This window comes from Herbaspirillum sp. NPDC087042, assembly GCF_044745245.1.
Taxonomy (GTDB): domain Bacteria; phylum Pseudomonadota; class Gammaproteobacteria; order Burkholderiales; family Burkholderiaceae_D; genus Herbaspirillum.
In genome coordinates, this window is record NZ_JBIUZW010000009.1 from 1 (window position 1) to 18,137 (window position 18,137).

The 18,137-nt window shown below is 60.9% G+C and carries 18 protein-coding genes, 1 tRNA gene and 1 pseudogene; 6 read left to right on the top strand and 14 right to left on the bottom strand.

The genetic code is table 11. The features are described from left to right. Positions 1 to 189 precede the first annotated feature (189 nt). The 10 genes from ACIPHN_RS13425 to ACIPHN_RS13470 form a co-directional block, all read right to left on the bottom strand. Positions 190 to 275, bottom strand: a tRNA-Tyr gene (locus ACIPHN_RS13425). A gap of 129 nt (positions 276 to 404) precedes the next feature. Beyond that, the gene (locus tag ACIPHN_RS13430; protein ID WP_400436904.1) at positions 405 to 1,667 is read right to left on the bottom strand and encodes an AmpG family muropeptide MFS transporter; all 1,263 of its coding nucleotides are present in this window, start codon (positions 1,665 to 1,667) and stop codon (positions 405 to 407) included. Positions 1,668 to 1,767: 100 nt separating this feature from the next. After that, positions 1,768 to 2,370 carry a methionine biosynthesis protein MetW gene (metW, locus tag ACIPHN_RS13435; protein ID WP_400436906.1) on the bottom strand — a complete coding sequence of 201 codons (603 nt, stop codon included), beginning with the start codon at positions 2,368 to 2,370 and terminating at the stop codon, positions 1,768 to 1,770. Continuing rightward, positions 2,367 to 3,506, bottom strand: coding sequence for a homoserine O-acetyltransferase (locus tag ACIPHN_RS13440; RefSeq protein ID WP_400436907.1), 1,140 nt, complete (start codon positions 3,504 to 3,506; stop codon positions 2,367 to 2,369). Before ACIPHN_RS13440 ends, metW begins: the two co-directional genes overlap by 4 nt. A gap of 325 nt (positions 3,507 to 3,831) precedes the next feature. Next, positions 3,832 to 5,619 (bottom strand): phosphoenolpyruvate--protein phosphotransferase, encoded by a 1,788-nt coding sequence (gene ptsP / locus ACIPHN_RS13445; RefSeq protein ID WP_400436908.1) that lies wholly within the window; start codon positions 5,617 to 5,619, stop codon positions 3,832 to 3,834. A gap of 263 nt (positions 5,620 to 5,882) precedes the next feature. Next, positions 5,883 to 6,152, bottom strand: coding sequence for an HPr family phosphocarrier protein (locus ACIPHN_RS13450; RefSeq protein WP_400436910.1), 270 nt, complete (start codon positions 6,150 to 6,152; stop codon positions 5,883 to 5,885). A gap of 51 nt (positions 6,153 to 6,203) precedes the next feature. After that, a complete protein-coding gene (locus tag ACIPHN_RS13455; RefSeq protein ID WP_198984625.1) occupies positions 6,204 to 6,614 on the bottom strand; it encodes a PTS fructose transporter subunit IIA in 411 nt (136 codons plus the stop codon). Positions 6,615 to 6,679: 65 nt separating this feature from the next. Beyond that, complete coding sequence (gshB, locus tag ACIPHN_RS13460) at positions 6,680 to 7,630, bottom strand: glutathione synthase (protein ID WP_400436912.1); 951 nt, start codon at positions 7,628 to 7,630, stop codon at positions 6,680 to 6,682. 70 nt (positions 7,631 to 7,700) lie between these two features. After that, positions 7,701 to 8,999, bottom strand: a complete 1,299-nt coding sequence (gene gshA, locus ACIPHN_RS13465; RefSeq protein ID WP_400436914.1) for a glutamate--cysteine ligase — start codon at positions 8,997 to 8,999, stop codon at positions 7,701 to 7,703. Positions 9,000 to 9,237: 238 nt separating this feature from the next. Beyond that, positions 9,238 to 10,020, bottom strand: a complete 783-nt coding sequence (locus ACIPHN_RS13470) for an IclR family transcriptional regulator (RefSeq protein WP_400437211.1) — start codon at positions 10,018 to 10,020, stop codon at positions 9,238 to 9,240. Positions 10,021 to 10,170: 150 nt separating this feature from the next. Between ACIPHN_RS13470 and ACIPHN_RS13475 the strand changes: the two genes are divergently transcribed. From ACIPHN_RS13475 to ACIPHN_RS13485, 3 genes are read left to right on the top strand one after another with little or no spacing between them, the layout of a single operon-like run. Then, entirely contained in the window at positions 10,171 to 11,082 is a 912-nt protein-coding gene (locus ACIPHN_RS13475; RefSeq protein ID WP_400436916.1) for a polysaccharide deacetylase family protein, read from the top strand. After that, positions 11,079 to 12,080 (top strand): asparaginase, encoded by a 1,002-nt coding sequence (locus ACIPHN_RS13480; protein ID WP_400436917.1) that lies wholly within the window; start codon positions 11,079 to 11,081, stop codon positions 12,078 to 12,080. Before ACIPHN_RS13475 ends, ACIPHN_RS13480 begins: the two co-directional genes overlap by 4 nt. 7 nt (positions 12,081 to 12,087) lie before the next feature. Further along, positions 12,088 to 13,296, top strand: coding sequence for an MFS transporter (locus tag ACIPHN_RS13485; protein WP_400436919.1), 1,209 nt, complete (start codon positions 12,088 to 12,090; stop codon positions 13,294 to 13,296). 96 nt (positions 13,297 to 13,392) lie between these two features. Here the strand turns inward: ACIPHN_RS13485 and ACIPHN_RS13490 are convergent, their stop codons facing one another. From ACIPHN_RS13490 to ACIPHN_RS13500, 3 genes are read right to left on the bottom strand one after another with little or no spacing between them, the layout of a single operon-like run. Further along, positions 13,393 to 14,934, bottom strand: a complete 1,542-nt coding sequence (locus ACIPHN_RS13490) for an ammonium transporter (RefSeq protein WP_400436920.1) — start codon at positions 14,932 to 14,934, stop codon at positions 13,393 to 13,395. A gap of 16 nt (positions 14,935 to 14,950) precedes the next feature. Further along, entirely contained in the window at positions 14,951 to 15,289 is a 339-nt protein-coding gene (locus tag ACIPHN_RS13495) for a P-II family nitrogen regulator (protein ID WP_006713297.1), read from the bottom strand. A 12-nt stretch (positions 15,290 to 15,301) separates the two neighbouring features. After that, entirely contained in the window at positions 15,302 to 16,084 is a 783-nt protein-coding gene (locus tag ACIPHN_RS13500) for a TorF family putative porin (RefSeq protein ID WP_400436922.1), read from the bottom strand. A 417-nt stretch (positions 16,085 to 16,501) separates the two neighbouring features. Here ACIPHN_RS13500 and ACIPHN_RS13505 point away from each other — a divergent pair, with 417 nt between their 5' ends. From ACIPHN_RS13505 to ACIPHN_RS13515, 3 genes and pseudogenes are all read left to right on the top strand, one after another. Continuing rightward, positions 16,502 to 16,747, top strand: a complete 246-nt coding sequence (locus ACIPHN_RS13505) for an accessory factor UbiK family protein (RefSeq protein WP_121037228.1) — start codon at positions 16,502 to 16,504, stop codon at positions 16,745 to 16,747. Between the two features lie 73 nt (positions 16,748 to 16,820). Continuing rightward, positions 16,821 to 16,925, top strand: a pseudogene (locus tag ACIPHN_RS13510) (magnesium chelatase); the annotation flags it as partial. Positions 16,926 to 16,982: 57 nt separating this feature from the next. Next, entirely contained in the window at positions 16,983 to 17,321 is a 339-nt protein-coding gene (locus tag ACIPHN_RS13515; protein WP_400436924.1) for a recombinase family protein, read from the top strand. Here ACIPHN_RS13515 and ACIPHN_RS13520 read toward each other — a convergent pair. Beyond that, on the bottom strand, positions 17,284 to 17,658 hold the full coding sequence (locus tag ACIPHN_RS13520; RefSeq protein WP_400436926.1) for a winged helix-turn-helix transcriptional regulator: 375 nt from the start codon (positions 17,656 to 17,658) through the stop codon (positions 17,284 to 17,286). The two genes, ACIPHN_RS13515 and ACIPHN_RS13520, sit on opposite strands and share 38 nt — an antisense overlap. Between the last annotated feature and the right edge of the window lie 479 nt (positions 17,659 to 18,137).

The following is an 18,137-nucleotide window of genomic DNA, read 5'->3' on the forward strand; positions in this document are numbered from 1 at the left end:
TGCACAACTACCTAACATTCAAACTGACCAAAACTTTGTGCGGGTGTTTGGAATCGAACCCTCGTCTTAAGCTTGGAAGGCTTCAGCTCTACCATTGAGCTACACCCGCGAGGAGACGACTTTCACTTCACAACCGCCGCGTCTTTCGATCGCGTATTTACTGCAGACTGCTTTGACTTCCCGGCTTTATGGTGGAGAGGGCTGGATTCGAACCAGCGTACTCGTAAGAGGGCAGATTTACAGTCTGCTGCCATTAACCACTCGGCCACCTCTCCGTTCAGGGAACTCAAAACTATAGAGGAACATCTTTTGTCTGTCAACTAAATTTTCGCATTAGGGCAAAATATTTTAGCGACTCAAGATTTGTTGCTCAAAGGAACGATGCGCGACGTTTTTTCGAATCTTCAGGCTTTTTGTGTCTGCGACTCAACCGGCTTTTCGTTCCAGGCCGCAATTCTAGGCAACATCAGCATTCCAGGCAAGGCCAGAACGAAACAAATTAGAAAAAAATTTAACCAACCGGTCTCGGCGACGATAAAACCGACCGAAGAATTGACGAATGTGCGCGGAACAGCCATCAAACTGGTGAACAGTGCAAACTGCGTGGCCGTATAGCGCGGATCGGTCTCGCGCATGATGTAGGCCACGAAGGCGGTCGTCCCCAGGCCCACGCCAAAGGCTTCCAGGCCGATCACCGCGGCCAGGGTGGGCAGGTCGGCGCCGACATGGGCCAGCCAGGCAAAGCCCAGGATGGGCACGGCCTGCAGTACGCCGAACACCCACAGGCCGCGATTGATGCCCAGCCGCACCATCCAGATCCCGCCCAGGATGCCACCGGCCACGCTGGCCCAGAGACTGGTGGTCTTGGAGACCACGCCGATCTCGGTCATCGAGAAGCCCAGGTCGATATAGAACTTGGTCGCCAGGGCGGTGGCCATGCTGTCGCCCAGCTTGTAGAGGAAGATGAAGCCCAGTACCCACATGGCATTGCGCCAGCCGCCGCGGGCGATGAATTCGCGAAACGGCAGCACCACGGCGTCACCGAGGCTCTTGGGCGGCGCGCCATAGACCTTGGGCTCGCGCACCAGCAGCGAGCACAGCAGGCCCGGCAGCATGAAGGCTGCCGTCACCCAGAACACCGTGGCCCAGGGCATGCGATCGGCCAACACCAGCGACAAGGCGCCCGGCACCATGCCGGAGAGCTTGTAGGCATTGACGTGGATGGCGCTGCCCAGGCCCAGTTCGGCCTCGGGGAGGATCTCGCGACGATAGGCGTCGATGGCGATGTCCTGGCTGGCCGAGAGGAAGGCCACCACCGAGGCCATGAAGGCAATCGTGCTGACCTGGGTCAGCGGATCGAGCATGCCCATGGCGCCGATGCCCAGCAGCAGCAGCAACTGGGTGCAGACCATCCAGCCGCGCCGGCGGCCCATGCGGCCAAAGTGGAAACGGTCCATCAACGGCGACCAGACGAACTTCCACGTGTAGGGGAACATCAGCAGCGCGAACAGGCCCAGGGTCTTCACATTCAGGCCCGACTTGGCCAGCCAGGCCTGCAACAGGCTCAACAGGATGAATAGCGGGAGCCCCGAACTGAAGCCGAGGAAGAGGCAGATCAGCATGCGCCGATTCAGGTATTGGTGCCAGGAAGCGGCGGGTGCGGTCATGGGCAGGCCGAATCAGAGAGATCAGAAACAAAAGAAAAACGCCGGTGGCCGACGGACGATGCCGCGGTCGGACCGGCGTTTGCGGTGGCGGGAAGCCGCCTTACTTCTTGCGCAACCTGAACACTGCCAGGCTGCCGCGCCAGTTGGGCAGGTAGCGCACCGGCTTGCCATCCTTCAGCGCCACGCACTCCAGCACTTCCAGGCCGACCTGGTTGGCCAGCGCCGCGAAATCCCTGATCGTGGCGCAGCGCAGGTTGGGCGTATCATACCATTGGTACGGCAGGCTCCTGGACACCGGCATGCGCCCGCGCAGGAGCGCCACACGGTGCGGCCAGTAGGCAAAATTGGGGAACGACACCATCACCTCGCGCCCCACCCGGGCGATCTCGCGCAGCGTGCCTTCCACATCCTTGACCATCTGCAGCGCCGACAGGCACAGCACGGTATCGAAGGCATTGTCCTCGAACATGGCCAGGCCACCATTCAAGTCCTGCTGGATCACCGACACGTTGCGCGCCACGCACTTGGGGATCTGCTCATCGTCGATCTCCACGCCATAGCCGCTGCAGCCCTTGTCGCTTTGCAGGTAGTCCAGCATCACACCATCGCCGCAGCCCAGGTCCAGCACCTGCGACTGTTCGCCCACCCAGTGGGCGATGAAGGCCAGGTCGGGGCGCAATGCGCTCAATTGTTCGAAAGTCATGCGCGGCCCTCCTGCTGCAGTTCTGTCCAGATGCTGGCGTAGTATTCGCGCACCACCTTCATGTAGCGCGCATCATCGAGCAGGAAAGCATCATGCCCGTGCGGCGCGTCGATCTCGGCGTAGCTCACGCGCCGCTTGTTGGCCACTAGCGCCTGCACCATCTCGCGGCTGCGTTCCGGCGAGAAGCGCCAGTCGGTGGTGAAGGACACCAGCAGGAACTTGGCCTGGATGCGGCCGAATGCGCGCGCCAGGTCGCCGCCGAATTCGCGGGCCGGATCGAAATAGTCCAGCGCCTTGGTGATCAGCAGATAGGTATTGGCGTCGAAGTAGGTCGAGAACTTGTCGCCCTGGTAGCGCAGATAGGATTCGATCTCGAAGTCCACGCCATAACCGAACTGGTAGCTACCGGAGCGCAGGTCACGACCGAATTTCTCGGCCATGTCGTCGTCGGAGAGATAGGTGATATGCCCCACCATGCGCGCCACGCGCAGGCCGTTCTTGGGCACCACGCCATGCGCGTAGAAGTCGCCGCCGTGGTATTGCGGGTCGGTCAGGATGGCCTGGCGCGCCACGTCGTTGAAGGCGATGTTCTGGGCCGACAGCTTGGGGGTGGAGGCGATCACCAGGCAGTGGCGCAGGCGGTCCGGGTACATCAGGCTCCAGGCCAGGGCCTGCATGCCGCCCAGCGAGCCACCCATGACCGCGGCGAAACACTGGATGCCCAGGCGATCGGCCAGGCGTGCCTGGGCATTGACCCAGTCCTCCACCGTGACCACCGGGAAATCGGCGCCATAGGGCTTGCCGGTGGCCGGATTGGGATGCATCGGCCCGGTCGAGCCGAAACAGGAACCGAGGTTGTTGACGCCGATGACGAAGAAGCGGTCGGTATCCAGCGACTTGCCGGGGCCGACCATGTTGTCCCACCAGCCGACGTTGTCCGGGTTGTCGGCATAGGTGCCGGCCACGTGGTGGGAGGCATTGAGCGCGTGACAGACCAGCACCGCATTGGATTTGTCGGCATTGAGCGTGCCGTAGGTTTCATAGGTCAGCGAATAGTCCGCCAGCGAGGCGCCTCCCTGCAGGGGGAGCGGCTCGGCGAAATGCATGACCTGGGGCGATACGATTCCGATCGACATGATTGTTCTGCGTAAGTGACAGGGCGCCCTTGCGGCCAATAGGGCAGGCACGGGCGGTCGCTTCGCCGGGAGGCGGTCAACCAGGATGCGACAGGCAACAAAAAAGCCCGGAAGCAACGCTTGCGGGCTCACTCATCGATGGGGCTGGGCTGGTCTTGGGGGGAATACTGCTGATCCAAGCTCGCTTTAGCCGCATTTAGATGGGATCAGTATCCCGGCGCCCGCAAGCTGAAGTTGGTCAAACCGTTCAAATCGGCGCAGTGACATAAGAATACCCAAGTCGGGCAGGCCCGTCAAACGGCCCTGCCCGGCGCGCCCGTCAGCCTCAACGGCGCCGCGCCACCTTGGTATCGCGCACCTCGGGCTCGGCCGCCAGCGCCTGCAACTGCGCCATGGCCGTGCGGATGGCCGCCGGCTCGCTGGCGCGCAGCACCTTCTTGACCTGCGGCTCCAGCAGGCGCAGGTCGCTGTTGAGAACCTCGTTCTTCACCGACAGGATCTGCGAAGGATGCATGGAGAACTCCAGCAAGCCCATGCCCAGCAACAGACGGGTCCACTTGAGGTCACCGGCCATCTCGCCGCAGACCGAAACCGGGATCCCGGCCTTGCGCCCCTGGGCGATCACGGTCGAGAGCAGGAACAGCACGGCCGGATGCAGCGGGTCGTAGAGATGCGCCACCTCGTGATCGACGCGGTCGATGGCCAGCGTGTACTGGATCAGGTCATTGGTGCCGATGGAGAGGAAGTCGAGCCGCTTGATGAACAAGGGCAAAGCCAGCGCCGCCGCCGGGATCTCGATCATCGCCCCCACCGGGATGGATTCGTCGAACTTCTGCTTGCGATCACGCAGCTGCTGCTTGGCCTGGTCGATCATGGCCAGAGTCTGGTCGATCTCGAAGGCGTGCGCCATCATCGGTACCAGCAGCTTGATCGGGCCGAAGGCCGACGCACGCAGGATCGCGCGCAGCTGCGTCAGGAACATCTGCGGCTCGGACAGGCAGTAGCGGATCGCGCGCAAACCCAGGGCCGGGTTCAGGGCGGTCTCCTCATCGGCATCCAGTGGCTTGTCGGCGCCCACGTCGAGCGTGCGGATGGTCACCGGCCGGCCCTTCATGGCGATGACAGCCTGCTTGTAGGACTCGAACTGCTCATCCTCGGAAGGCAGTTTGTCCAGATGCCCGGCACGTCCCATGAACAGGAACTCGGAACGGAACAGGCCGATGCCCATGGCGCCGGCTTCCCAGGCGGTGGTGGCATCCCCGGGCAACTCGATGTTGGCCAGTAGCGTGATGGGCTCGCCATCCTGGGTGATGGACGGGGTCTTCTTCAGGCGCGACAGCTTCTTGCGCTCGCGCAGCATGCGCTCCTGGCGCGCGCGATATTGCGCCAGCACCAGCGGCGAAGGATCGACGATGACCACGCCGGCATCGCCATCGATGATGAGGACATCGTCGTGCTTCACCAGCACCGATGCATTGTGCATGCCCACGGCAGCCGGGATGTCGAGGCTGCGGGCGACGATGGCGGTATGCGAATTGGGCCCGCCCAGGTCGGTGACGAAGCCGGCGAAAGAGCTCTCGCGGAACTGCAGCATGTCGGCCGGCGAGATGTCATGCGCCACCACGATGATGTTGGCGGCAGCCCCGCCGGTGGGCGGCAGGTGGCTGGCCGTGCCGGTCAGGATCTTGAGGATGCGTTCGCCGACCTGCTGGATGTCGGCCTTGCGTTCACGCAGGTAGGGATCCTCGATCTCGTCGAACTGCGCCGACAATTCCTCGATCTGCGTGACCAGCGCCCATTCGGCGTTGTAGTAGCGGTTGCGGATGATGTTGAGCGGCACCTCCGAGAGCATCGGATCCGACAGGATCAACGAATGCACATCGATGAAGGCGCCCAGCTCGGGCGGCGCCTCCTTGGGCAACTCCGAGCGGATGGTGTGCAACTCCTGGTGCACGGCCTTGACGGCGCTCTTCAAGCGCTCGATCTCGGCCTCGACCTGTGCCGCTGCAATCAGGTAGTGTTTGACGTCCAGTGCGGCCGGCGCCATCAAGTGCGCACGTCCGATGGCGATGCCTTGCGACACCGCGATTCCATGTAAGCTGAAAGAAGCCATCGCGTATCTCCTGCCTGTTTTTATATTCCGCCGTATTTCCGGTCGCGGTAGCCTCAAGCAAGTTACCGAACAAATAGCGGTTTGGCAATCGCGACGGGCAAATGCACGGCAGAGAAAGGCTGACAGGCAGTCAGGGTGAACGTTGATTCATGCCACGCGCGGCGCGCGTGGTCATCCTCACATCGCAAGAAGCATTCCAGCCACGCCGCGATGATGCGACGCAATACCGCGGGCGCGGTAGGAATGGGGGTTCAGGACCGTGCTTACTGACCTTCGCCGAACTTGTCGGCAATCAGCGCTTCCAGCGCGGTGAAGCACTCCTGCTCGTCCCCGCCATTGGTTTCCAGGGTGATGACACTGCCCTTGCCGGCGGCCAGCATCATCACGCCCATGATGGACTTGGCGTTGACGCGGCGCTTGTTGAAGGTCATCCAGACTTCGCTCTTGAACTTGCCGGCGAGCTGCGTGAATTTGGCGGAAGCGCGCGCATGCAGGCCGAGCTTGTTGACGATCTCTAGTTCTTTTTGAATCATTTTTCAGCTTTCGTTTTTATCTTGCCAACCGGGTACCACGACTTCTTTGGCTCAGGCCGACGCCGCCACACGGATGCGGTTGTCGATGCGCACTGCACCATTCTGGCCGCCCGCCAGCGCCATTTCAACCACCACGTCGAGGGTATCGTTGCGATAGGTCAGGGCGCGCAGCAACATGGGCAGGCTGATGCCGGCAATCACCGAGACATTGCCCAGTCCGCACAGGAAACCGGTGCAGTTGGAGGGCGTGCCGCCCATGACATCGGTGATGACCAGTACGCCGCTGCCATCGTCGAGACGCTCGACAGCCTCGATCGCCAGTTTTTGCACTTCCGCCGGATTCTGGTCGGCGATCACGTCGATCGCCTCCACCCGTTCGGGCCGCCCCCGGAAAACGTGGGTGGCCGCGGCCAGGAAAGCTTGCCCCAGGGGGGCGTGCGTCAAGAGAAGAATACCAACCATGAAATTGTTGCCATCTGTTGCGACGCGCTTTTCCCCGAGCAGCCCGTCATGCTCTGTTGATCCCATTAGCCAACCGTTCCTGCTGCCGTTTCCAGCGCGTCGATGAACATCGCCGCCACATCAAATCCGGTCTGCTGGGTGATTTCCTGGAAGCAGGTCGGGCTGGTCACGTTGACCTCCGTCAGATAGCTTCCGATGCAATCCAATCCTACCAGCAACAGACCACGTTCATACAGGATCGGCCCCAGGGCCTCTCCGATTTCGATATCCCGCGCCGAGGCCGGCTGGGCTGTCCCCAGGCCGCCGGCGGCCAGGTTGCCACGCACCTCGTTGCCTTGCGGAATGCGCGCCAGCACATTGGGCACGACCTTGCCGCCGATGAGCAGGATACGCTTGTCACCGGCACTGATCTCCGGAATGAAACGTTGCGCCATGATCGTGCGTTGACCATTGTCGGTCAGGGTCTCGATGATGGAGCCCAGGTTCATGCCATCGGCCTTGACCCGGAAGATACCCATGCCGCCCATGCCATCCAGTGGCTTCAGAATCACGTCCTGGTGCTCGGCGTGGAAGGCGCGCAGACGCTTCTCGTCACGCGTGACCAGGGTGGGCGCGGTGTACTGCGGGAACTGGGCAATGGCCAGCTTCTCGTTGTGGCTGCGAATCGCCGCCGGCTTGTTGAACACGCGCGCACCCTGCTTCTCGGCCAGCTCCAGCAGGTAGGTGCTGTAGATGTACTCCATGTCGAAGGGCGGATCCTTGCGCACGATCACCGCGTCGAACTCGGAGAGGAAGCTGGAAGCCGGCTTGTCGGCGCGATACCAGTCCTCGCTATCACCGGTGAGCGTCACCTTGAAGGCATTGGCGGTGACCAGCCCGCTCTCCAGCACCAGGTCGGCCTGCTCGAAGGCATAGATGGCGTGGCCGCGACGGGCCGCCTCGCGCATCATGGCGAAGGTGGAATCCTTGTACGTCTTGAACGTATCCAGAGGATCGGCAAGGAAAGCGATTTTCATGAAACTGGCGTCCTGTTGTCCTGTTGAGCCCCGTCAACACGGGGCGGGAATGTCATTGATTGCTGAATGTTTAATACACTTCCGGATTCGGATCGGTCTTTTCCATCTCCAGCGAGGCCGCCAGCAGGGCCAGGCGCGCCACCACGCCATACATATAGAAGCGGTTGGGGGCAGCCGTACCGGGCTTGGCCATCATGTCGGGTAGCGCATGCTGCTGGGCAAAGGCCAGGGGCACGAAATGCGCACCGGGGGCGTTGAGGTTCTCGTTGACGTCGCGATCGGCATGGACCCGGTAGAAGCCGCCGACCACATAGCGGTCGATCATGTAGACCACCGGCTCGGCCACGGCCTCGTTGATGCGCTCGAAGGAATGCACGCCCTCCTGCACGATCACCTCCGAGACTTCCAGCCCTTCCTTGCCGGCCACCATGCCGGTGCGCTGCTTGCGCGTCAGGTCCTTGATCTGGCTGGCGTCCTTGACCGTCATGATGCCCATGCCATAGGTGCCGGCATTGGCCTTGATGAACACGAAGGGTTGTTCCTTGATGCCGTATTCCTTGTATTTCTTGCGAATCTTGGACAGCAGCGAGGACACGCTGTCGGCCAGCGCATCGGTGCCGGTGCTCTCCTGGAAATCGATATCGCTGACCTTGGCGAACATGGGATTGAGCATCCAGGGATCGACTTCGACCATCTTGGAAAACTTCTTCACCACCTCATCATAGGCCGCGAAGTGATTGCTCTTGCGGCGCAGCGCCCAGCCGGCATGCAGCGGCGGCAGCACGCTCTGTTCGTGCAGGCCTTCCAGCACCGAGGGCACGCCGATAGACAGGTCGTTGTTGAGCAGCACCGTACAGGGGTCGAAGTTCTTCAAACCCAGGCGACGACCATTGGCCGAACGCTCCAGCGGCTCCAGGGTAATGCTGGTGCCGTCGGGCAACTCGATCTGTTGCGATTTGGTCACGCCCGGCGCCAGCGTCCCCAGGCGCACATTGAGCCCGGTCTGGCGGAAGATCTGCATCAGGCGGCCGATGTTCTGCAGGTAGAAGGTATTGCCGGTGTGGTTTTCCGGGATCAGCAGCAGGTTGCGTGCGTCCGGACAATACTTCTCGATGGCGGCCATGGCGGCCTGCACGGCCAGCGGCAGCATCTCGGGAGAAAGGTTGTTGAAGCCGCCGGGGAACAGGTTGGTATCGACCGGGGCCAGCTTGAAGCCGGCGTTACGCAGGTCGACCGAGCAATAGAAGGGCGGCGTGTGCTCCTGCCACTCCATGCGGAACCAACGTTCGATGGCCGGCGTGGCTCCCAGGATTTTCTTCTCCAGCTCCAGCAGGGGACCATTGAGAGCGGTGACAAGATGCGGAACCATAAAAGACCTTAACGATGTGAATGCCGGCAGCGGATGTCGATTTTAGCGGATTCCTGAAATCGTGTTGCGACGCAGTAGGCGCCACTGTTGCCATTTCAGCCCATTGCCAACCCGTTCACGGCCGCTGCCGGGCCGTATCTCGGGAAGTTCAGATGGTGATCATCCTGTGGTTTTAAAGAGTCCGACTCAAATAGTCGGGAATTGACATTTCCGCTCGGCAAATTGACGCCGTTGTTCATCATTGCCGCAACAAACTGCCTGTCTGCCGAACGGCATGTTGCAACATCGGCAATATTTCGCCGATATGGGCCGGATCCATGCGCGTCCAGGTACAGGCCACTGTCAGGGCCGCAATGATGTTGCCTCGACTGTCCATGATGGGCAGGCCAATGGCACCCGTACCTGGCACTGCATGGTTATGGATCCAGGCATAGCCGTGTTCGCGAGCCTGATGAATGAAGCGACGCACGGCGGCGGCCTTGAGCTCGCCATACGCCTCGATGCGCTCCGCGATCTTTTCCAGCACTTCATCCTGTTCGTCCGCTGGCAGGAAGGCCAATAATGCCAATCCTCCGGCGCTCACGCCCAGCGGCTGACGACTACCGACGGGCAACACGGGGGTCTGACGGGCGGCGTGGCCAATGGCACGCTGAACGCAGATGGCGTCATTGCCACTGCGAACGAACAGAAAACTGGTATCGCCGCTCTCCGAGGCCAGCTGCTCCAGGATCGGCAGGCAACTCTGCCCCAGATTGAACTGGGCACACGCCGCCAGCCCCAGTTCGAACAACAAGGCCCCCGGTTGATAACGTCGGCTACCGGGACGCTGCTCCAGCAACTTCTCATGCGACAGCGAGCGCAGGATGCGATGCGCCGTCGGCTTGGAAACATCCAGTGCACGTGCCAGTTCGGTGACTCCGATGCCCTGCCCGGGATGGACTGCTGCCAGCTTCAATGCTGCTGCCGCACGCACGATGGCCTGCGTCTGTGCGCCATGTCCATCCCTCTCATTACTGCTCATCCCGCCTCCCCACGTCGCAAAAGTTTCACATGGCAAAACTCGTCGGTCGCTGCGTTGACCGCGAAATTCTATCTACCTATCGTCGACCAGATCACTTCGTACAAAGGGCTGCTTCCAGCCCGTTTTCCAACCACCAGAAAAGGAACGTCGATGAGCGGCAAGACAGAACCCCTACTGAGCCTGCATGACAGGATCCCCTATGAACCCATCACCCACCGTCCCCGTTTCGTCTTGCCGGGCGATGCCCGCGTGGCCGTATGGACCATCGTCAACATCGAACACTGGCTACCACAGGCGGCCATGCCAAGAACCGTCCTGCCGCCACCCATGGGACAGCCCCTGTTACCGGATGTACCCAATTGGTGCTGGCACGAATACGGCATGCGCGTGGGCTACTGGCGCATGCTGGAAGTATTGCAGCAACATGGCATCAAGGCTACGCTGGCGCTCAACGGCAGCACCTGCGAGCGCTATCCGGCCGCCTGTGAGGCGGCTCTCAAGGCCGGCTGGGAATTCATGGGGCATGGCCTGGTGCAGCAACCCATGCACCGACTCCAGGACCAGGCTGGCGATATCCACAAGACGATCGAGGCCATCAAGGCCTTCACGGGCCATGCCCCGCGCGGCTGGGAAAGCCCGGGCCTGACCGAAACCGACGAGACCCTGGACCTGCTGGCGCAGGCCGGTATCGAATATGTCGCGGACTGGGTGCTGGACGACCAGCCCGTCGCCCTGCGCACCCGTCACGGTGAGATGGTGTCGGTTCCCTATACGGTCGAACTCAATGACGTGGTGATGTCAGCGATCCAGCTACATCGTTCGGACGAGATCCTGCGCCGCGGGCGCGACCAGTTCGACTGCCTCTATCGGGAGGGGGCGCAGCAACCAAGGGTGATGGCCATTTCCATCCATCCTTACCTGACCGGCGTCCCCCATCGCATCGGCTATCTCGATGCACTCTATCGCTACATCTCCCGGTATGACAAGGTCCATTTCTGCACGGGCGCCGAGATCCTCGATATCTACAATGCCCAGGCCAACGCGACAGGATCCCGGCCATGAGGAAATCGCTCTTCGTGCTTGCCACCGGCGGCACCATCAGCATGACCTCCCGCGCAGGAGGTGGCATCACGCCAGCACTAAGTCCACAACAACTGGCTGACACGGTACCCGGACTCGCCGACAGGGTTGATCTCACCCTCCATGCCTTTGCCAATCTGCCCGGCGCCTCCCTGACGCTGACACAGCTGTGCGAGATGGCGGCACTGCTCAATGCACGGCTGGAGCAGGAGTTTGCCGGCGCCATCGTGGTACAGGGCACTGACACCATCGAGGAGAGCGCATTTGTGCTGGATCTGCTGGTCCCATCGGCCAAGCCGGTAGTGGTCACCGGTGCCATGCGCGGCCCGAGGGCAGCGGGCGCCGACGGTCCGGGCAACCTGCTGGCGGCGACCATCGTGGCCAGCGCCGACGCCGCCCGCAACCTGGGTTGCCTGGTGGTGCTCAATGACGAGGTACATGCGGCGCGCTTTGTGCAAAAGTCCCATAGCACCCTGGCCAGCGCCTTCCAGTCGCCCAACCTCGGACCGCTGGGCTGGGTGATCGAAGGACGCTTCCTCTGCAATGCGCAACTGCGGCGCGGTGTACACGTGGCCATCGCAGAACGGGGAGAGGAATATCCCGTCGCCCTGGTCAAGCTGGCCCTCGGCGACGACGGCCGTCTGCTGCGCAGCTTGCCAACGCTGGGATTTCGCGGCGCGGTGATCGAGGCCATGGGCGCCGGCCATGCGCCCGCCCCGGTTGCCCGGGAGATCGATGCCCTCACCGCCCGCATGCCCGTCGTCCTCTGCACGCGCGTCGCTGCCGGCCCCGTCTTGCGGGCCACCTACGGCTTCGTTGGCTCGGAAACGGATCTGATCCGGCGCGGCGTCATCCCCGCCGGATCTGTCAACGCGGTCAAATCCTGCCTGCTGCTGCGACTGGCCCTGGCCAACGGATTTTCGCGCGCGGCCATGGAGCAACTGTTCCAGCAGGCCGGCAACAACTTCTCACCCGAATGAGGAAGCCATGAAAAACCAACGGGCCGCCCTGGCCATGTTTTGCATCTTGCTGTTCTCCTACGTCATCAATGCCATGGACCGGCAGCTTTTCTCGGTCCTGGCCAGCGATGTCCGCAAGGCACTGGATCTGACCGTGCCACAGACCGGCCTGGCCTCGACGGTCTTTACCCTGGGCATGGGACTGGCCGGCCTGCCAGCCGGCTACCTATTGGGCAGGATCAGTCGCAAGAATGTGGTGCTGATCGGCATCCTGGTCTTTTCGGTAGCGACCTGCCTGACGGCCTACGCACGCAACCTGCCGGAACTACTGGCCTATCGCTTCATCTCTGGCCTGGGCGAAGCCATGCAGTTGACCGCCCTGCTGGCCATTGCGACCACCTATTTCTTTCGCCACCAGACCCTGGCTGCCAGTTCGCTCAACTTCACCTTTGGCATAGGTGCCATCATCGGCCCCAACCTGGGTGCAGCCTTGCTCGGCAGCATGGGTTGGCAAGTCCCCTTTCTTGCGTTCGGCTATTCGGGCGTATTGGCGATGGTGCTGATCCTGCTGTTCGTCAAATCCGGCCTGACCGAGGCACAAGCGGACACGGACGAACAACAAGCCCTTGCCGACGCCCACCTCCCTGACAACATTCTGGCGCGCTCGCCGCTGACGCTGGCACTGGCCACGGTCTTTGCGGGCCTGTCCATCTACGGCTACCTCGGCCTGTATCCGACCTATTTGCGGGAAGCACTCGGTTTTGCCCCCGGGGAGGCAGCGTTCGCCATCAGCATGTACGGCTTGGGCGCGCTGCTCTCCCTGGTCGGCGGCTGGCTGGGGGACCGCTACGATGCCCGCAAGCTCCTGGCGCTCTCCCTGACAGTGGCGGCGGCGCTGGGAGCATTGCTGTTTGCCGGCGTGCATGAGTCGCTGGCCCTGCACGCACTGCTGTCCTTCCTGTTCGGTGCGGGCATCAGCGGGGTAGCCTATGCCAACCTGTCTGCCGGGATCATCAAGGCGGTGCGGCGACGTTGTGCCGCCCAGGCTTCGGGCCTCTTTGTCGCCAGTCTCTATATCCCCGCCGCCTTCTCGGGCTACCTGCTGGGTATGCTGAAGGTGAGCATGGGCTGGAGCGCAGCAGGCGTTCTGCAGATCTCGGGGTGTGCCCTCGCCGCAGCCGTACTGGCCCTGCTGGCGCGTCCATCAGCCAACGCCAGCATCGCGAACACCGGCTGAGACAATGAAAAAAGGCGCCCGAAGGCGCCTTAGAAAGAGGCCGTTTCCAGCCCCGAAGGAATATTGCAGACTCGGTACAGTCTTGATGCTTGATGCTTAGTGGTACGCGGATTCGCCGTGGCTGGAGATATCCAGGCCTTCGCGCTCTTCCTCTTCGGTCACACGCAGGCCGATGACCACGTCCACGATCTTGTAGGCGATGAAGGACACCACACCCGACACGATCACGGTGGTCAGCACGCCCTGGAACTGGATCCAGACCTGGCCGCCGATGGAGTAATCCGGTGCCACGGCATTGGTGACGTAGTCGTAGATACCAGTGCCGCCCAGGCTGGGGGCTGCGAACACGCCGGTCAGGATGGCACCCAGGATGCCGCCCACACCGTGCACGCCGAAGACGTCCAGCGCGTCGTCCGAACCCAGGATCTTCTTCAGACCGCTCACGCCCCACAGGCACAGCAGACCAGCGATCAGACCCATCACAACCGCGCCGATCACACCCACGAAACCAGCAGCCGGGGTGATGGCCACCAGGCCGGCAACCGCGCCAGAGGCGGCACCCAGCATGGAGGGCTTGCCCTTGCCGATCCACTCACCGAAGCTCCACGACAGCACGGCTGCAGCGGTGGCCAGGATGGTGTTGACGAAGGCCAGGGCGGCGCTGCCGTTGGCTTCCAGAGCCGAACCGGCGTTGAAACCGAACCAGCCGAACCACAGCAGCGAGGCACCGACCATGGTCAGGGTCAGGCTATGGGGCTTGAAGGCTTCCTTGCCGAAACCGATACGCTTGCCGATCACATAGGAACCCACCAGGCCAGCGATAGCGGCGTTGATGTGCACCACGGTACCGCCAGCGAAGTCCAGCGCGCCCTTCTGGAACAGCCAGCCCGAGACAGCGGTCGCCTTGTCGGCAGCGGCAGCGTCGGTGAAGGCATCCGGACCCGGCCAGAACCAGACCATGTGGGCCATCGGCAGGTAGGAGAAGGTGAACCACAGGATCGAGAACAGGATCACGGCGGAGAACTTCACGCGCTCGGCGAAGGAACCGATGATCAGCGCCACGGTGATGGCAGCGAACGCACCCTGGAAGGCCACGAAGGACAGTTCCGGAATGACCACGCCCTTGCTGAAGGTGCCGGTATTGGAATCACCCGTGAGACCGTGCAGGAACAGGCGATCGAAGCCGCCGAAGAACGCATTGCCCTCGGTGAACGCGATGCTGTAGCCGTAGACGAACCACAGGATGTAGATCAGCGAGAAGATGACGAAGCACTGCATCAGCACCGACAGCATGTTCTTGCTGCGCACCAGGCCACCATAGAACAGGCCCAGGCCGGGCAGGGTCATCAGGATGACGAAGGCGGTGGAGATCAGCATCCAGGCGGTGTCGCCCTTGTTGGGCACCGGTGCCGGTGCAGCAGCGGCAGCAGCCGGAGCGGCGGCAGCAGCAGCGGCCGGAGCAGCCGCGTCAGCCTTGGGTGCAGCAGCGGCCGGAGCAGCAGCAGCGGGGGCTGCGGCGGTAGCGGCTGCAGCTTCAGGCTTGGGCGCGTCCTGCGCCTGGGCCGGTGCGGTAAAACCTACCGCCAAGAGCAGCGCGCCAATGGCGAGCGCGCCGGAAAACATTTTCTTCATGCTCATTAGAATTCCCCTTTTTTTACAGAGCGTCTTTGCCGGTTTCGCCGGTACGGATACGGATCACATCCAGCAGGTCCTGGACGAAGATCTTGCCGTCACCGATCTTGCCGGTACGGGCAGCGGTCTCGATGGCTTCCAGGGCACGTTCGACGATGGCGTCGTCCACGGCTGCCTCGATCTTGGTCTTGGGCAGGAAATCGACCACATACTCGGCGCCACGATAGAGCTCGGTATGGCCTTTTTGACGACCGAAGCCCTTGACTTCGGTCACGGTGATGCCTTGCACCCCGATCGCGGAGAGGGCTTCACGCACCTCGTCCAGCTTGAACGGTTTGATGATCGCTGTGATCAGTTTCATACGAACCTCGTATTAGAAAGTTTTGCTGAGGGAGAAGACAACGCCGTTCTTGCCGACGTTCTTGGAACCGTCCGAAGCCGGCGTGGTGGACACACCGTCCTTGAGGTCGGTACCGACATAGGCCAGGCCCAGGGTGATGCCGGCCAGGTCGTCGAAGGTCTTGGACAGGCCGATCTTCCAGTCGGTATAGCTGACCGCGCTGGGGTTGCCGCGCACGCTCTGGTGACCCACGTGCAGGCCCAGGACCATGCCGTAGAAGGTGTCGATGTTGGCACCCAGGTCAAAATACTGGCTGTACTTGCTGTTGACCGCGCCGAACAGGTTGGTCAGCGACTGCGAATACTTGAAGTAACCCGGACCGTAGCCGACCTGGCCGTACAGTTCGAAGGTATTGGCATTCTTCACGCCGCTGTTGGCCAGGGTGTTGCCCGGGTAGTAGTAGTACAGGCCACCCACGTCATAGGTGAAGCCGCCGCCGATGTCACCGCGCTTGCCGCCATAGATATCCCACTCGACCGGGCCCTTGGTATCGGTACCGGTCAGGGTACCGGCATCCTTGATCCACTTGATGGTGCTCAGCCAGGTACCTGCATACAGGCCGGTGGGGTTATTGGTGTAGTCGGCACCGCCCTGCAGGGCCGGGTCGAAGCGGCTCTGGGTCAGGCCGCGGTAGCGATAGTCGCTCACGACGGCGGCGTTGAAGGTCAATTCATTGTCCGGCTTGGCGTCTTCTGCACGTGCCACGGTAGAAACGAAGGATGCGGCGATGGCTGTTGCAAGAATCAGTTTCTTCATGACTTCCCTCTGGTTTGTGTTTAAACAATAAAGTCGTTTTTTGTTTTGCCTTTACCACTTAGCAGGAGCCGTGCCATGTCTATTAGGCATAGGAGGCTTGTGTTTTCGGCATAAAGCCGGGATCCGTGTCGAATTTTTTCGCACTCCAGTTCAAAATAGTGCAGCAAACCCGGAAATGCACGCCATTGGTGCAACAATATTTGCTTTTTGACAAACTTGCGTCAAACACGGCAAACACATTTTGGTGCGCCGGGGACAAAGACGGTCGGGATCACCAAGTCGGCGCATTTCCCGCAGGAAAACCCGTAGTCCGCGGCACGGACTCGCAAAATTCCGGTCTGAAGAGGACATCCTGTTTTGAGGATGGGCGGGAAACCGCTAAACTTGCGATCCAGCTATCTGCCAAGGAGATCCGACATGGACAAGCCCCCGTTTTTTGAAGACCTGCAATCCAAGATCAACAAGGCGATCGAGAACTCACCGGCCAAGGACATCGAAAAGAACGTCAAGGCCATGCTGAGTCAGGGTTTTGCCAAGCTGGACCTGGTCACGCGCGAAGAATTCGACGTCCAGGCCCAGGTACTGGCCAAGACCCGCGCCCGCCTGGAAGCGCTGGAAGCGCGTGTTGCCGAGCTTGAAGCTCAGCAAAAACAGAATCCATGATCCTGGCGACGACTCTCTTTCTACTTCCTCCCCCGCGTTTTTTCCCTTCTGACAAGCTGCCGGGCTCATTGCGATGAGCCTGGCGGTCTTGCGCAGCCGCGCCCTGGCCGGCATGGCCGCCCCACCGGTGACGGTGGAGGTGCATCTGGCCAATGGATTGCCCTCCTTCACCAATGTTTATCCGATTTAAATTATAATTTTACTTTTAAAATCAAACACTTAGATTATATTAGAAATGACCTCGTCCGTCAAAGCGTACTCATATATTCGGATGTCTACCGAAATCCAACAAAAAGGGCACAGTGAGCAACGCCAGCGAGAGCTGTCAGAAAACTACGCCAAATTGCATGGATTGGAATTGGTCGATCAGTCGGTCTACAAAGACATTGGGGTTTCTGCTTTTAGATCAACCAATCTGGAAAGTGGGGCTCTGGGTCAATTCGTCACCGCATTGAAAAGCGGGAAAATTGCACGTGGCTCAGTTCTGCTCGTGGAATCGCTAGACCGACTGTCACGAGACTCATCCCATATCGCGCTCAGACTGTTTCTGGTGTTGATTTGCTCGCAGATTTGACCCTCTCCATTTGACCCACCTTCCATTGCCTGCTGAAGGCAGCCACCCGGTCATACGACCCCTCATATCCCAGCTCTCTTAAGTCCAGGAACATCTGTTTCAGGGTCCTTCTTTGCTTCCGAGATTTGATCGCCTCTGCGCTGAGCCAGGCGGAGAGCCTGGCGGTGAATTCATCGAGCGAGCTTGGCGAACGCCTTGCTGGATAAGCGGGTTCGCTGACATCGGATCGGATGTAGCGGCGAACAGTGTTGCGGGAAATGTCGAGCCTGCGGGCGATTTCCCGAATTGAGATGCGGTCTCTGATGTACCAGCGTCGAATAATTCCAAGTAGGGCCACGTCTATCACTCCGTTCTCCCGCTCGCTGTGATGAGCAGGATTGTGGTCTAAACATGGGTCAACTTTGGATGCAAATTTCCTGGGAAAGTGGGTCAGTTTTCAATGCAAATCAACAGTAAATGGTCCAATTCCTAACTTCATCGCTGGTATTTAGTGGGGCGATGTGACATTGGCTGTGTGCCCATCTCATGCTTTTCCAATGCTCCCTAACCTGCACACAAAACTCGGCGGCATTGTTTAGCCGAGGTGGCACCTGCAGCAGCATATGGACATGCAGTCTTCCAGATTTACCCTGCTCAATAACGGGCACAACATACAAGCGCTTGTTGTAACGGCGATGGGCTCGTCCATAAGCAAATGTATTTAGGCCTTTGAGTATCCGACCAACCGTCCTACCAAGCTCCCCGTAGCTGAGCCTTTCGACTGTACAGTCCGGCCGAGGAATACCTTGCCTGAAAGTAAGAGTCACTGTCAGCCAG

Excerpts from the sequence above, each read along its gene's own strand:
- ACIPHN_RS13430 (WP_400436904.1), bottom strand. The coding sequence starts at position 1,667 with ATGACCGCACCCGCCGCTTCCTGGCACCAATACCTGAATCGGCGCATG.
- metW (WP_400436906.1), bottom strand. The coding sequence starts at position 2,370 with ATGACTTTCGAACAATTGAGCGCATTGCGCCCCGACCTGGCCTTCATC.
- ACIPHN_RS13440 (WP_400436907.1), bottom strand. The coding sequence starts at position 3,506 with ATGTCGATCGGAATCGTATCGCCCCAGGTCATGCATTTCGCCGAGCCG.
- ptsP (WP_400436908.1), bottom strand. The coding sequence starts at position 5,619 with ATGGCTTCTTTCAGCTTACATGGAATCGCGGTGTCGCAAGGCATCGCC.
- ACIPHN_RS13450 (WP_400436910.1), bottom strand. The coding sequence starts at position 6,152 with ATGATTCAAAAAGAACTAGAGATCGTCAACAAGCTCGGCCTGCATGCG.
- ACIPHN_RS13455 (WP_198984625.1), bottom strand. The coding sequence starts at position 6,614 with ATGGTTGGTATTCTTCTCTTGACGCACGCCCCCCTGGGGCAAGCTTTC.
- gshB (WP_400436912.1), bottom strand. The coding sequence starts at position 7,630 with ATGAAAATCGCTTTCCTTGCCGATCCTCTGGATACGTTCAAGACGTAC.
- gshA (WP_400436914.1), bottom strand. The coding sequence starts at position 8,999 with ATGGTTCCGCATCTTGTCACCGCTCTCAATGGTCCCCTGCTGGAGCTG.
- ACIPHN_RS13470 (WP_400437211.1), bottom strand. The coding sequence starts at position 10,020 with ATGAGCAGTAATGAGAGGGATGGACATGGCGCACAGACGCAGGCCATC.
- ACIPHN_RS13475 (WP_400436916.1), top strand. The coding sequence starts at position 10,171 with ATGAGCGGCAAGACAGAACCCCTACTGAGCCTGCATGACAGGATCCCC.
- ACIPHN_RS13480 (WP_400436917.1), top strand. The coding sequence starts at position 11,079 with ATGAGGAAATCGCTCTTCGTGCTTGCCACCGGCGGCACCATCAGCATG.
- ACIPHN_RS13485 (WP_400436919.1), top strand. The coding sequence starts at position 12,088 with ATGAAAAACCAACGGGCCGCCCTGGCCATGTTTTGCATCTTGCTGTTC.
- ACIPHN_RS13490 (WP_400436920.1), bottom strand. The coding sequence starts at position 14,934 with ATGAGCATGAAGAAAATGTTTTCCGGCGCGCTCGCCATTGGCGCGCTG.
- ACIPHN_RS13495 (WP_006713297.1), bottom strand. The coding sequence starts at position 15,289 with ATGAAACTGATCACAGCGATCATCAAACCGTTCAAGCTGGACGAGGTG.
- ACIPHN_RS13500 (WP_400436922.1), bottom strand. The coding sequence starts at position 16,084 with ATGAAGAAACTGATTCTTGCAACAGCCATCGCCGCATCCTTCGTTTCT.
- ACIPHN_RS13505 (WP_121037228.1), top strand. The coding sequence starts at position 16,502 with ATGGACAAGCCCCCGTTTTTTGAAGACCTGCAATCCAAGATCAACAAG.
- ACIPHN_RS13515 (WP_400436924.1), top strand. The coding sequence starts at position 16,983 with ATGACCTCGTCCGTCAAAGCGTACTCATATATTCGGATGTCTACCGAA.